The organism is Bacillus sp. 05T21, from assembly GCF_056396785.1.
Genome location: NZ_JBFTMD010000002.1, coordinates 330,447 through 343,969, shown reverse-complemented (window position 1 = coordinate 343,969; position 13,523 = coordinate 330,447). Strand labels below are relative to the sequence as shown.

The 13,523-nt window shown below is 35.3% G+C and carries 15 protein-coding genes; 9 read left to right on the top strand and 6 right to left on the bottom strand.

Annotated elements, in window-relative coordinates; translation table 11 throughout:
* Positions 1 to 25: 25 nt before the first annotated feature.
* The 5 genes from AC1DKZ_RS06725 to phaQ all read right to left on the bottom strand — a co-directional run bounded on the left by AC1DKZ_RS06725 (position 26) and on the right by phaQ (position 3,351).
* Positions 26 to 1,345 carry a TrkH family potassium uptake protein gene (locus tag AC1DKZ_RS06725; protein WP_113936969.1) on the bottom strand — a complete coding sequence of 440 codons (1,320 nt, stop codon included), beginning with the start codon at positions 1,343 to 1,345 and terminating at the stop codon, positions 26 to 28.
* 113 nt (positions 1,346 to 1,458) lie between these two features.
* Entirely contained in the window at positions 1,459 to 1,644 is a 186-nt protein-coding gene (locus AC1DKZ_RS06720) for an alpha/beta-type small acid-soluble spore protein (protein WP_000241212.1), read from the bottom strand.
* A gap of 142 nt (positions 1,645 to 1,786) precedes the next feature.
* Positions 1,787 to 2,230 carry a MaoC family dehydratase gene (locus AC1DKZ_RS06715; protein WP_001067911.1) on the bottom strand — a complete coding sequence of 148 codons (444 nt, stop codon included), beginning with the start codon at positions 2,228 to 2,230 and terminating at the stop codon, positions 1,787 to 1,789.
* Between the two features lie 101 nt (positions 2,231 to 2,331).
* Positions 2,332 to 2,856 (bottom strand): polyhydroxyalkanoic acid inclusion protein PhaP, encoded by a 525-nt coding sequence (gene phaP, locus AC1DKZ_RS06710; RefSeq protein ID WP_002011575.1) that lies wholly within the window; start codon positions 2,854 to 2,856, stop codon positions 2,332 to 2,334.
* A gap of 42 nt (positions 2,857 to 2,898) precedes the next feature.
* The gene (gene phaQ / locus AC1DKZ_RS06705; RefSeq protein ID WP_000903018.1) at positions 2,899 to 3,351 is read right to left on the bottom strand and encodes a poly-beta-hydroxybutyrate-responsive repressor; all 453 of its coding nucleotides are present in this window, start codon (positions 3,349 to 3,351) and stop codon (positions 2,899 to 2,901) included.
* Positions 3,352 to 3,549: 198 nt separating this feature from the next.
* On the opposite strand from phaQ, the gene phaR reads away from it, so the two are divergent.
* The 5 genes from phaR to AC1DKZ_RS06680 all read left to right on the top strand — a co-directional run bounded on the left by phaR (position 3,550) and on the right by AC1DKZ_RS06680 (position 8,761).
* Positions 3,550 to 4,035 carry a polyhydroxyalkanoic acid synthase subunit PhaR gene (gene phaR, locus AC1DKZ_RS06700; protein ID WP_113936970.1) on the top strand — a complete coding sequence of 162 codons (486 nt, stop codon included), beginning with the start codon at positions 3,550 to 3,552 and terminating at the stop codon, positions 4,033 to 4,035.
* 152 nt (positions 4,036 to 4,187) lie between these two features.
* Positions 4,188 to 4,931, top strand: a complete 744-nt coding sequence (locus AC1DKZ_RS06695) for an acetoacetyl-CoA reductase (protein ID WP_000250406.1) — start codon at positions 4,188 to 4,190, stop codon at positions 4,929 to 4,931.
* Positions 4,932 to 5,014: 83 nt separating this feature from the next.
* Entirely contained in the window at positions 5,015 to 6,100 is a 1,086-nt protein-coding gene (gene phaC, locus AC1DKZ_RS06690) for a class III poly(R)-hydroxyalkanoic acid synthase subunit PhaC (RefSeq protein WP_002011573.1), read from the top strand.
* Between the two features lie 94 nt (positions 6,101 to 6,194).
* Complete coding sequence (locus tag AC1DKZ_RS06685; RefSeq protein ID WP_002011571.1) at positions 6,195 to 7,388, top strand: NAD(P)/FAD-dependent oxidoreductase; 1,194 nt, start codon at positions 6,195 to 6,197, stop codon at positions 7,386 to 7,388.
* Positions 7,389 to 7,411: 23 nt separating this feature from the next.
* Positions 7,412 to 8,761 (top strand): TrkH family potassium uptake protein, encoded by a 1,350-nt coding sequence (locus AC1DKZ_RS06680; protein ID WP_476995833.1) that lies wholly within the window; start codon positions 7,412 to 7,414, stop codon positions 8,759 to 8,761.
* Positions 8,762 to 8,800: 39 nt separating this feature from the next.
* Here the strand turns inward: AC1DKZ_RS06680 and AC1DKZ_RS06675 are convergent, their stop codons facing one another.
* Positions 8,801 to 9,184 (bottom strand): DUF3905 domain-containing protein, encoded by a 384-nt coding sequence (locus tag AC1DKZ_RS06675; RefSeq protein WP_002011568.1) that lies wholly within the window; start codon positions 9,182 to 9,184, stop codon positions 8,801 to 8,803.
* A 97-nt stretch (positions 9,185 to 9,281) separates the two neighbouring features.
* Between AC1DKZ_RS06675 and AC1DKZ_RS06670 the strand changes: the two genes are divergently transcribed.
* The 4 genes from AC1DKZ_RS06670 to AC1DKZ_RS06655 all read left to right on the top strand — a co-directional run bounded on the left by AC1DKZ_RS06670 (position 9,282) and on the right by AC1DKZ_RS06655 (position 13,521).
* A complete protein-coding gene (locus AC1DKZ_RS06670; RefSeq protein WP_002011566.1) occupies positions 9,282 to 9,437 on the top strand; it encodes a hypothetical protein in 156 nt (51 codons plus the stop codon).
* Between the two features lie 228 nt (positions 9,438 to 9,665).
* On the top strand, positions 9,666 to 10,742 hold the full coding sequence (locus AC1DKZ_RS06665; protein WP_113936972.1) for a putative 2-aminoethylphosphonate ABC transporter substrate-binding protein: 1,077 nt from the start codon (positions 9,666 to 9,668) through the stop codon (positions 10,740 to 10,742).
* A 19-nt stretch (positions 10,743 to 10,761) separates the two neighbouring features.
* Positions 10,762 to 11,763 (top strand): putative 2-aminoethylphosphonate ABC transporter ATP-binding protein, encoded by a 1,002-nt coding sequence (locus AC1DKZ_RS06660; RefSeq protein WP_002086828.1) that lies wholly within the window; start codon positions 10,762 to 10,764, stop codon positions 11,761 to 11,763.
* The gene (locus AC1DKZ_RS06655) at positions 11,764 to 13,521 is read left to right on the top strand and encodes a putative 2-aminoethylphosphonate ABC transporter permease subunit (RefSeq protein ID WP_476995832.1); all 1,758 of its coding nucleotides are present in this window, start codon (positions 11,764 to 11,766) and stop codon (positions 13,519 to 13,521) included.
* Positions 13,522 to 13,523: the final 2 nt, after the last annotated feature.

Sequence of the window (13,523 nt, the reverse complement as noted above, 5' to 3'; positions counted from 1 at the left end):
ATTATATGGATAATTTATACGGTTGTCAACCTGTTAAAATATCTTCGTTTGGATATTTTATTTTTCTTTGTTTTTTACGTGCAAATGAAAAGGCTAATGTTAAAGGCCCCATCTTTCCAAAAAACATCATAAAGATAATAATTGTTTTGCCGATGATTGTTAAGTGTGGTGTCAAATTCATGCTAAGGCCGACAGTTCCAAATGCTGAAAATACTTCAAAAGCACTCATTAATAAAGGAACCTTCTCAGTGATGCTTAAAATTAAAATGGAAAGAAAAATAAACGAAATTGAAATAATAGTAATCGTTAATGATTTGACAATGAGCGTATCTTTAATGGATTTTTTAAACACGACAATATCATCTTGTTCTTGCAAAAATTTAAATACGCCGAAAAACATAATTAAAAAAGTTGTTAATTTAATCCCACCACCAGTAGAAGCACTGCCAGCACCAATAAACATAAGAAGCATCATTAATAAAAGTGATGGTTTAGATAGAGCGGCAATATCCACTGTATTAAACCCAGCTGTACGAGTCGAGATTGCTTGAAAATAAGCAGCCATACCTTCTTCAAATGGTGTAAATCCTCTCATAGAAAGAGAATTATGGAACTCGAATATAAAAATAAAAGCTGTAGCAATAATATTGATGATTAGAGTAGAAGAGAGCATAAGCTTTGAGTGTAAAGTAAGGTTTTTAAAGTTTTTCTTTCTTTTTATATCTACGATAACCGTAAAACCAATCCCACCTAAAATAATGAGGGAAGAAATAACGAGATTGACGAGAATGCTATGGGAGTGCGGCATTAAATTATCGCTCCACACAGAAAACCCAGCATTGTTAAAGGCTGAGATAGAATGAAAAAAGCTATAATATATACCTTTGGCAACCCCGTATTTTGGTACCCATTCAAAAGAGAGAAGTAAAGTAGCGATACATTCTACAGTAAAAGAAAATAAAAATAACGCTTTTGCAAGACGAATGATTCCGCCGACATTTGTTTGGTTTAATGCTTGTTGTAATAAAATCCGGTTTTGAAGGCCGATTTTTCTGCCGAGCATAATTGCAATTAAAACAGCAAAGCTCATAATGCCAAGTCCGCCAACTTGTATAAGTGTTAAAATGACACATTGGCCAAATAAGGTAAATACTTTACCAGTGTCCACAACACCAAGCCCTGTAACCGTACAAGCAGAAACCGTTGTAAATAAAGCATCGAGCCATGAAATAGACGTTGTTGTAGCAATTGGCAATTTCAATAGGCATGTACCGATAATTGATAGCATAATAAAAGATACAGTAAGAACACGGGGAGGACTCATGCTAATGTTAATCCGTTTCATTTCACATATCGTTCCTTTCGATTTGCTCTTACTAGTATGTGAAGAAGCACTATTATGTATGTTAAAAAAGAAAGAGGCAGAGAATATCTGCCTCTAAGCCATAGGTTATATAGTTATCCGCGTAATTGTTGTTGAGCTAAAGCAACAAGACGTTTCGTTACTTCACCGCCAACTGATCCGTTAGAACGAGATGCTGTATTAGATCCTAAGCTTACACCGAATTCTTGTGCGATTTCATATTTGAATTGTTCAAGTGCTTGCTCTGCACCCGGAACTAGTAATTTGTTTGTTTTCACCATGTTGATACACATCCTTAAAGAGTAATCCAGTTTAGCTAAGTGCTATCTGGTAATGTTATTTTATGTGTAAACGACGTACTCATACACGGAAGTAAACGGTGTGATTAGAAGTTCTTGGATAGAAAAAAGAGTAGCAAATTTGCTACTCTTTTTTCAGTATTGTCGCTGTACCTTCTACGACAATATCATCAGATTGATTATATATGTTTGTTTGCAATGTGATAATTTTTTTATCGTCCCGTTTTTTAATAACTTCTGCCACAACGCGAAGTGTATCACCGATTTTGACAGGAGCACGGAATGAAACGTTTTGTGATAAATAAATCGTATTTTTGCCAGGAAGTTTCGTTCCAAGAATGGTAGAAATAAAACTTGAAACGAGCATGCCATGGGCAATACGTTCTTTAAACATTGTCGTTTTTGCAAAAGAGTCTAGAATGTGAATAGGATTTACATCTCCAGTCAATTTTGCAAAATTGATGACGTCCTCATCCGTAATTTTTTTTGTAAGTGATGCTTGATCACCGACTTGAATCTCATCGTAACGAAGCTCCGGAACAGTTTGTGCTTCTTGAAATGGATTCATTTTGTCCTCCTTCTTTTCCATATCGAAAAATGTAAGCCATCTTGATGTAGTAGGAGGAAGAAAGAGTTTTGTTTGTGCTGCAGTTAGTTGCCACATTTTTCTTACTTGATGGAAGTAAATAGATTTTTTGAGTTTTCCTCGAACTGCTTTGCGAGTTCTAGTTGTTTGGACTTGAACTCTCCCAAAAAAACTTCTAACTGTTTTTGAACCTCTTCACGTTGCGACTGTTGTTGTTCGATAAAGTGTTTTGTTGTTTCTTCAAATTGGCCGCTAGTTTGAGTAAGAATAGACAAAGATGTTTTCGTAGGCGAAACAGTAAGTTGGTGCATTTGATTAGAAAGCTCATTCCACTTTTCTTGCCACTCGTTAATTTGATCATTTAAGGAGTTTCCAGTTAATTGCTTCACATAGTCTGTATATTGGTTATTGAACTGAGCAGTGAATTGGTGTAGTTCTTTTTCTAGTTCATCTACTCCTGATGTTAATTTATGCAAAGCGTCTTGTTGTTGTTTTAACGTTTCTAAAGTAAGTTGCTCTAATTGTTTCCCAGCTGAAGAGAAGAGGGAAAGAGATTGAGACCAGTTTTTCCAAAATGCATCGACTAATTCGTATGGCTTAGTTTCCATTGTTTGACCTCCAAATGTTTTTTTGCATATTGTGAACGCAGATTACTCTGCTGTACCACCAGGTGAAGATGAAGAATCCTTTTCATCCTTTTCTGGAGAAGTAGAAAATGGAAAGAATGCATTGGTGTATAACGTGAAAAACGTCCGCAACATATTTTGATAATGTTCAAAAGAAGTCGCACATGTTGTTAAATATTGCTCTCCATATTCTGTTAAAGAATAAATTCGTTTCGCTGGCCCGCCTTCGCTTGTATCCCAAGTAGAAGAAATAAGATTTTCTTTTTCTAATTTGCGTAGTGTCCTATACACATTACCTTGGTCAACAGAAGAAAAGCCGATGTCCATTAGCATTTGAATAAGTTTGTAACCATGAAGACTCCAGTCTTTTAGACAGAGAAGTAAGAAAGGAACTAAGAAGTTTTTTGGCATGGAGTTTGGTTGTTTCGCTTGGTTTTTTTCCAAACTTTCTGGGTGTTCTGGTTCATTATGTAGCATGATTGTGCATCACCTCATGAATCAGTTAGATGGAATTTTTTGCTTATAAGTGCAATTTACACCTATCTGTTTTTAATGTCAATACATTTGTTAGAAAATAAAGAAAAATAAAATATATACTTGAAGTTTTATTCGGAATATTAGAAAATAGTGAATAGGTTGAATTGTTTCAAAAACGAAAAAGGGAGTGTAGTCGAAGTGATTGATCAAAAATTCGATCCATTGCAAGCATGGAAAAATGCTTATGAACAAACCGAAACATTTTGGGGAAAAGCGCTCAATGAAACAATTAAAACAGAAGAATATTCTGCTTGGATGGGCAGCGTTCTAGATTTGAATTTGTTTTATCAAAAAGCATTAAATGATACGACAAAAAATTATTTAGAACAGGTGAATGTGCCGACGAGAGAGGATATCGCTAGAGTAGCTACGCTTGTTATTAACTTAGAAAATAAAGTTGATAATATCGAGGAAATTCTAGAAGAGAAAGTGGATTCATTAGGACAAGCTCCTACATTAAAGCGTGATGTTACGAAAGTAAAACAAGATATGCGCACGTTAGAAACGAAAGTTGATCAAATTTTAGAATTGCTAGAAAAGCAAAATGCAGTACTAGCTAAACTACAAGTACCTGTAAAAGAAGAAGTAAAGCCTGTAGTAAATAAGCCAGAAAATAAAAAATGATAATCGCGTTTGTTTATAACGTGTAAAAGAGAGAGGGAGAATCTCTTTTCATGTATAAACAACGAAACATAATTAATATATGGACTCAATTAGTATGAGTACCAAAATGATTCATAACAATCGTTCACAAATTCATTTAAGGGGGAAAAGAAATGGTTCAATTAAATGGCAAAGTAGCAATCGTAACAGGTGGGGCAAAAGGAATTGGAAAAGCAATTACAGTAGCCTTAGCAGAAGAGGGAGCAAAAGTAGTTATTAACTATAACAGCAGTAAAGAAGCAGCTGAAAACTTAGTAAATGAATTAGGAAAAGAAGGACATGACGTTTATGCAGTTCAAGCGGATGTTTCTAAAGTAGAAGATGCAAACAGACTTGTAGAAGAAGCTGTGAATCATTTTGGTAAAGTTGATATTCTTGTTAATAATGCTGGTATTACAAGAGATCGTACATTCAAAAAATTAAATCGTGAAGATTGGGAGCGCGTAATTGACGTGAACTTAAGCAGTGTATTTAATACGACAAGTGCGGTACTTCCATACATATCGGAAGCAGAAGAAGGAAGAATCATTAGTATTTCTTCTATTATTGGCCAAGCTGGTGGATTTGGACAAACAAACTACTCAGCAGCAAAAGCAGGTATGCTAGGATTTACAAAATCATTAGCGTTAGAACTTGCAAGAACAAATGTAACTGTAAACGCAATTTGCCCAGGATTTATTGATACTGAAATGGTAGCAGAAGTACCAGAAGAAGTGCGTCAAAAAATCGTTGCGAAAATCCCGAAAAAACGTTTTGGTCAAGCTGATGAAATTGCAAAAGGTGTAGTATATCTATGCCGTGACGGTGCGTATATCACAGGTCAGCAATTAAACATTAACGGCGGATTATACATGTAATGAAGTAAGAAAAAAGTGCATATCCATAGCAGGAATGCACTTCTTTTTTTAGAAAGAAATTGACCAAAAAGGAGATAGAAAAAATGACTACATTCGTAACAGAATGGGAAAAGCAATTGGAGTTGTACCCAGAAGAATATCGTAAAGCATATCGCCGTGTGAAAAGAGCGAGCGAAGTTTTATTACGCGAACCAGAACCACAAGTTGGTTTAACACCGAAAGAGGTTATTTGGACGAAGAATAAAACGAAGCTTTATCGTTACATTCCAAAACAAGAAAAAACACAGAGAGTTCCAATCTTATTAATATACGCTCTTATTAATAAACCGTATATTATGGATTTAACTCCAGGTAATAGTTTAGTGGAATATTTAGTAGATCGTGGTTTTGATGTGTATATGCTTGATTGGGGCACATTTGGTTTAGAAGATAGTCATTTGAAATTTGATGATTTCGTGTTCGATTATATTGCAAAAGCAGTGAAAAAAGTAATGAGAACTGCAAAATCGGACGAGATTTCTTTACTTGGTTATTGCATGGGTGGAACGTTAACATCTATTTATGCAGCGCTTCATCCGGACATGCCAATTCGAAACTTGATTTTTATGACAAGTCCTTTTGATTTCTCTGAAACAGGGTTATACGGTCCTTTATTAGATGAGAAATATTTCAATTTAGATAAAGCAGTTGATACATTTGGAAATATTCCACCAGAAATGATTGATTTCGGAAATAAGATGTTAAAACCAATTACAAACTTTGTCGGTCCATATGTTGCTTTAGTCGATCGTTCAGAAAATGAGCGCTTCGTCGAAAGTTGGAAATTAGTTCAAAAGTGGGTAGGCGATGGTATTCCGTTCCCAGGTGAATCGTATAGACAATGGATTCGTGATTTTTATCAAAATAATAAATTAGTGAAGGGTGAACTCGTTATTCGCGGACAAAAGGTAGACCTTGCAAATATTAAGGCGAATGTCTTAAATATTTCTGCGAAGCGTGATCATATCGCTCTGCCATGTCAAGTAGAAGCTTTACTTGATCATATTTCTAGCACAGATAAAGAGTATGTATGTTTACCGACAGGACATATGTCTATTGTGTATGGTGGAACGGCTGTAAAGCAAACATATCCGACGGTTGGAAATTGGCTTGAAGAGCGTTCTAATTAAAGAGAAAAAATCCAACTAGCGTATGTTAGTTGGATTTTTTTATGGAAAATGACGAAACATAGAAAGGAGAAAATTACATGGTAGGAGTATAATTATGAAGCTTATGACTGGTAAGTTGTTTTGGAATTCTGGAGTTTCTGTACCTTGTTATCCAACGTTAGAAAATGATATGATATGTGATGTGCTCGTAATTGGAAGTGGAGAAGCGGGTGCTCATATAGCGTATTCGTTAGCTAAAATTGGAATGCGTGTTATGCTCATTGAAAAAAGAGCAATTGCATGTGGTAGCACAGCTGCAAATACAGGATTATTACAATTTGTTCATGATAAATCGTTAACCTCTCTTATTCATACATTTGGTGAAGAGAAAGGGGTACGAGCATATAGACTTTGTTATGAAGCGCTGCAAACAATGGAGAAGGTTGTGCCAACTCTCGATATTGATCCCCATTTTATTCCGCGAAATAGTTTGTATTATGCAAGTAGAGATGAGGATGTTTCATTTTTACAAGAAGAATATAATACGTTACGCCATTATGGATTTCCGGTTGAATATTTTACAGAGTCTGATATTAAGAAACGTTATTCATTTGCAAAACAAGCAGCGTTATATACAAGCGGTGATGCAGAAGTGAATCCGTATTTATTAGCGCATAGTCTTTTGCATAAAGCGAAACAAATGGGCGCTACTATATACGAACATACAGAGGCATTACATATTAAACAAATCCAAAATGATTTAATTTGTTACACGAATACAGGAAATAAAATAGTAGCAAAGAATATTATTATGGCGACAGGTTATGAAGCAATTTTTGGAAAGAAAGAAAAAAATACAACTGTAGAAACGTCTTATGCCGTTGTGACAAATAAGATAGATTATTTTGAAGGCTGGCATGAGCAATCGTTAATTTGGGAAACAGCACGTCCGTATTTGTATAGTCGAACGTATCAAAACCGCATTGTTATAGGCGGATTAGATGAGGCGCTGAAAATTCAAAAAATCGGCGATACGAAATTATTGCATAAGCGTGATCTTCTTATTAACATTGTAAAAGAAATGTTCCCGCAGTATAAAAATATACGGGCAGAGTACTATTGGGCAGCAGCATTTGGTGGCAGTCATGACGGTCTTCCTATTTTAAAAGAAGATAAAAAAATACATAATTTATATTACGCACTGCCGTATGGGGGAAATGGAACTGTATACGGAATGGTATTTGCGAAACTATTTCAGCAGTTATTTACAAATGAAGAAAGTGATGATTTTTCTTTATTTAATCGATAGAAAAAAGGTAGCGAAGTGATGGAATGAGAGATATAAAAAAGTTTTTACAAAAGTTACGTCCCGTACAACTTATCGTTGTATTTTATTTACTAGCAGTAGTCGTATCGGTAATTTTGCTTAGTTTACCATTTGTTACGAAGCCTGAAGTGAAATGGACATTTATCGATGCACTATTTACATCTGTTAGTGCGGTAAGTGTTACGGGACTGTCAGTTGTTACGATTTCAGATACGTTTACAACGGCAGGAATTATTTTTTTAGCCCTTATTTTACAATTAGGCGGATTAGGAATTATGGCGCTTGGTACATTCGTCTGGATTATAACGGGGAAAAAGATTGGTTTGCAAAGAAGAAGATTAATTATGGCAGACCATAACCAAGGGAATTTATCGGGCCTTGTAGAATTGATGCGTTCTATTTTAATTGTAATTATTTCGATAGAACTCATTGGAGCAATACTGTTAGGTACAAGATTCTTACTATATTTCCCGACTTGGCAAGAAGCTTATTTTCACGGTTTCTTTGCCGCTGTGAGCGCAACAACGAACGGAGGATTTGATTTAACAGGACAATCACTTATTCCGTACAAAAAAGATTATATTGTTCAAATGATTCATATGTTGCTTATTATTTTAGGAGCTATCGGTTTCCCAGTGTTAATGGAAGTAAAACAATTCCTTAGTAAAAGGCGACAACAACTATTTCGCTTTTCGTTATTTACAAAATTGACGACAACGACATTTTTTGTACTCGTTATTGTTGGAACAATTATGATTTTTCTATTAGAACGAAATCATTTTTTAGTAGGAAAGTCATGGCATGAAACTGTATTTTATACATTATTCCAATCCGTGACGACGCGAAGTGGAGGACTCGCTACAATGGACATACGTGAATTATCACAACCAACGCTTTTATTTATGAGTATATTAATGTTCATTGGGGCATCTCCAAGTTCAGTTGGGGGCGGAATACGTACAACAACATTTGCAGTTAGTATATTATCGTTATATACATTTGCAAGAGGCGGGAGAACAGTCCGAGTTTTCAAACGTCAGCTACATGAAGAGGACGTGTTGAAAGCATCTGTCGTTATGACGATGGGGATTTTATTATGTGCCTCAGCGCTATTCATTTTATCTATTACGGAAAATGTACCGCTTATGAGCTTAATCATTGAAGTTTGTTCTGCTTTCGGAACGACGGGACTATCAACAGGTGTTACTCCTGATTTAACAACTGTTGGTAAACTTGTACTTATTGTACTTATGTTTATCGGACGCGTCGGTATTTTGACATTTATTTTAGCTAGTGGTGGAAGAGAGCAACCAGCTCGCTATAAGTACCCGAAAGAGCGAATTATTATTGGATAGTATGAAACCATTCTACCTGCGTTAGGTAGAATGGTTTTTTTAGTCGTTAATTCCGAATTGGGGATGCATAAAAGCATCATTTTTATTATCAACTTCGTTTTTAAGTAATTCTTGATTTTCTTCTGCAATCCATCCGATATCATTTGTAGGATGGATCCATTCTTCCCCAGCCATAATGGCAGGATCTACCTCATCACTCCAATTATTAAGAGGACTGTTAGTGGAATCGTATTTACTGTCTCCAATTACAACATCATATTGATTTATAAAAGGTTGTTGCATCTTTTTGCCTGTGCCTTTAAAAGAAGGAAAGTTCATTTGATGAGGGAGCGTCTCGTCTAAAATTGGCGATTGTATCGTTTCTTTTTCTTTCAAAGTAATCGCTCCTTTTTGTAATGGCTTGTTCGTATGTAGTATTTCCATCTATAAGCTCTTATGTACTTGTTAACACTTCCCAGTAATAATTACTGTAAGTTGTTTCAAACTAGAATAGAAAGTTATTTCGTGAGAGCAGGTGAATATGTTGGTAAAAAGAAAAGTAAAACAAAATGCAGCAATTAATAATAATAAAACTCCGAAAGAAAGCTTACCAGATGCAGAATTTGCATTAGAGTATGAAGGAGAAAATAGTGCGAAGTATGCAAATCGTAATTCAAAAAAAGGTAAACAAAAATGAGGCGTTTTTTACAAACGCCTCATTTTTTTGTGGGATTATAAAGGTTTTTTTAATTATTTGTAAATTTCACGTTTGATATTAGCAGAAAAATGCGAAAAAACATAGAAGTAGCAACGTATTACACAAAAACAAACAACAAACAAAAGATTAATGTTGGTTTAATACTGCTTTTACACTAGTTGTTTATATTAGAGTTGTACATAAGATTTGTAAAAGGAGAGAGAGACAGTGAAAAAAACAATCTTTAAAGCTGTAGCAACTGGAATGGTATTTTCGTTATTAATGGGGTGTGGTGCAAAGAAAGAAGAAAGTGCTGGAGCAAAAGTAAAAGATGATAAATTATCTGGATCATTAACTGTCTACACAGCGATTGAAGAAGAGCTTGTACCGATTTATCTTGATTCTTTTAAACAGAAGTACCCAGACGTGAAGTTGAACATTGTTCGTGATTCAACAGGAGTTATTACAGCGAAATTGCTAGCTGAAGGAAAAAATACACAAGCAGATGTTGTATGGGGAACTGCAGCGTCTAGTCTATTAGCTTTAGAGAAAAAAGATATGTTAAAAGGATACTCTCCAAAAGGAGCAGATCGTGTCCTTCCGCAATTTAAAGACGATAAGAAACCAGAAAAATGGGTAGGAAATACTGCATTTATGACGGGGATTGCTGTAAATAAAGAAGAATTGAAGAAGAAAAATTTACCGATGCCAGAATCATATGAAGATTTAACGAAACCAGAATATAAAGGAACGCTAGTTATGCCGCATCCGGCTTCTTCTGGAACAGGATTTTTAACAGTTTCTGCATGGCTACAAATTATGGGAGAAGATAAGGGCTGGGATTACATGAAGAAACTTCATGATAATATGGCAACTTATACTCATTCAGGTTCAAAACCAGCGAAATTAGCAGGCGCAGGTGAATATCCAGTTGGTGTATCAATGGTTTATAGTGCTTTGAAAGAGAAACAAAAAGGTGCACCAGTTGAAGTTGTACTACCGAAAGAAGGATTAGGCTGGGAAGTAGAAGCGAACGCACTTATTAAAAAAGATAATGCTAAAAATGATAAATTAGCGCAAGCATTTTTAGATTGGGCAATTACAGATGATGTAATGAAGTTATACTTCGAGAAAAATGGATTTGCGACAATTAAAAATGATTATAAACTTCCAGATGGGTTCCCTAAAGATGTGACAGAAAAGTTATATAAAAAGAATGACTTTAAATGGGCAGCAGAAAATCGTGACAAAATTTTAGAAAAATGGGAAAAAGAGTTTGGCCAAAAAGCAGAACCGAAAAAGTAAGTGAGTGGGAGAGAGAAAAATGAGCGAATATTTATCAATTCAACACATTCAAAAACAGTTTGATGCATTTACAGCGTTAAAGGATATTTCTTTTACTGTGAAAAAAAATGAGTTTGTTTGTTTATTAGGCCCAAGTGGTTGTGGGAAAACGACATTGCTCCGAATTTTAGCGGGGCTAGAAGAGGCAACAACAGGTAGTATTGCTGTGAATGGAAAAGATATTACAGCATTACCACCTGGAAAGAGGAACTTCGGAATGGTTTTTCAATCGTATGCATTATTTCCGAATTTAACTGCACTTGAAAACATTGAATACGGCTTAAAAACAAAAAAATATGGAAAAGCAGAAGTAAAAGAAAAAGCGCTATCGGCGTTAGAACTTGTTGATTTGCTGAATGTAAAAGATAAATATCCTGCTCAAATGTCTGGTGGACAACAGCAGCGAGTAGCACTTGCACGTGCGCTCGCTCTGTCTCCCGATATTTTGTTACTTGATGAGCCATTATCTGCTTTAGATGCAAAAGTGCGTGAAAAGTTGCGCAGAGAAATGCGTGATTTGCAAGAAAAAGTGGGAGTAACAACTATTATGGTAACGCATGATCAAGAAGAGGCATTAACGATGGCTGATAAAATTGTTGTAATGAATCATGCGGAAATTATGCAGATTGGAACACCAGAGGAGATTTATCAAAGACCAGCCAATCCGTTTGTGGCAGATTTTATTGGTTCTATTAATTTCTTTTCGAAAAATAACGAAGAACATGCAATTCGTCCTGAACATGTAACAGTTGTACAAAATAATGGTATTAAAACAGTTGTAGAAAGCATGGAATTTCGCGGTTCTGTATACCGGACGGAAGTGCGGGTCATAGAAGAGAAAACACACCTTTATAATGAGAAAATTGTAGTGGATATATTGGCATCAGAAGTAGAGGAAACTGCTATTAGAAAAGGAAAGCCAATTCAAATCTCTTTCTCAGAAAATCATATGTTGTCATATGGAAAGAAGGTCATTGTATAGATGGAGATGTTAGAAAACTTTAAGGTAGAAAGTACAAAAAAAAAGATTAAGAGACGTATCGGTAAAGAAGAGTGGATACAAAGACTATTAATTATTGGTATGCTTCTTTCATTTTTTATCATGCTTGTATTGCCTTTATTACAACTGTTTACACAAGCCTTTTATGATAAAGATGGAGCTTTTGTTGGTGTTGCGAATTTCAGTAAATATTTCACAACACCAACGCTAGTTCAATCATTACAAAATACGATATGGATTTCGGGCGCTACAACAATTATTTCGGTTACACTCGCTTTCGCTTACGCATATGCGATCGCTCGTACAAATGTTTTTGGAAAGCGCGTATTTCAATACATAGCATTATTACCATTATTCGCACCAACGATGATGCACGGTATTGCGCTTACATATTTATTTGGTAATCAAGGGTTAATAACAAAAGGGATGTTTGGTTTATCTGAAGGAATACAAATACCGTTATACGGACCAGTAGGAATTGTAATGGCTGAAGTTATGTATACATTTCCGCAAGCATTCCTTATTTTATTAATTGCTCTCCAAGGTTCTGATTATCGTTTATATGAAGCTTCTAATATGTTGGGTGCAAGTAAAGTGAAACAGTTTCTTACGGTTACTTTACCTAGTGTGAAATACGGATTAATTAGTGCGATGTTCGTTGTATTTACACTTAGTTTCACTGATTTTGGGGCACCTAAAATTGTTGGAGGACAATATAACGTACTTGCTACTGACGTATATAAGCAAGTAATTGGACAGCAAAATATGTCCATGGGCGCAACTGTCGGAATGATTTTATTGATCCCAGCTATTTTCGCATTTGCAGTTGATCGTATTACGCAAAGAAAACAGGCGAATCTTTTATCTTCAAAAGCAGTACCTTACAGAATAATAAATAATAAGAAAAGAGATGTTATTTCATTCGTATATTGTAGCGTAGTCACGTCTATGATCATTCTTTTATTTGTGGCAGTTGGTATTGCTGCAAGTGTGAAAGTATGGCCCTATAATATGAGCTTTACACTTGAGCATTTTAATTTTTCAAGTTTGACAGGAGACGGACTTGAAGCGTTTAAAAATAGTGTAATTGTCTCAGCCGTTACGGCAGTTATCGGTGCGATTTTAACATTTGTGTTCGCTTATGCGATTGAAAAAATAGAACAGCTACATTTTTTCAGAAAAGTAGGCTACTTTTTTTCTATTGTACCGTTAGCGATTCCTGGATTAGTACTTGGATTAGGATATGTCTTTTTCTTCAGTCAACCAACAATTCAAATTCTAGGACTTTCAGTAACAAATCCGTTTCATTCCTTATATGGCACAATTGCTGTTTTAGTATTAGTAAATATCATACATTTTTACTCTGTAACGTTTGTTACCGCAACGACTGCTTTAAAGAAACTGGATCGAGAGTTTGAACTTGTTTCACAGTCGATGAGTGTACCATTCTATAAAACTTTCTTTCGAGTAACAGTACCGATGTGTTTACCAGCTATTTTAGAAATGGTTATGTACTATTTCGTAAATTCAATGGTAACTGTATCGGCAGTAGTGTTCTTATACGCAGCTGATTTTAAACTAGCTGCTGTATCAATTGTAAATATGGATGATGCAGGAAATGTAGCACCAGCAGCTGCAATGAGTGTACTTATTGTTGTTACAAATATTGTAGTGAGGGTTGTATATGAATGGGGAACGAAAGCACTTCGTAACCGAACGTCACAATGGCAAAAAAGATAAGT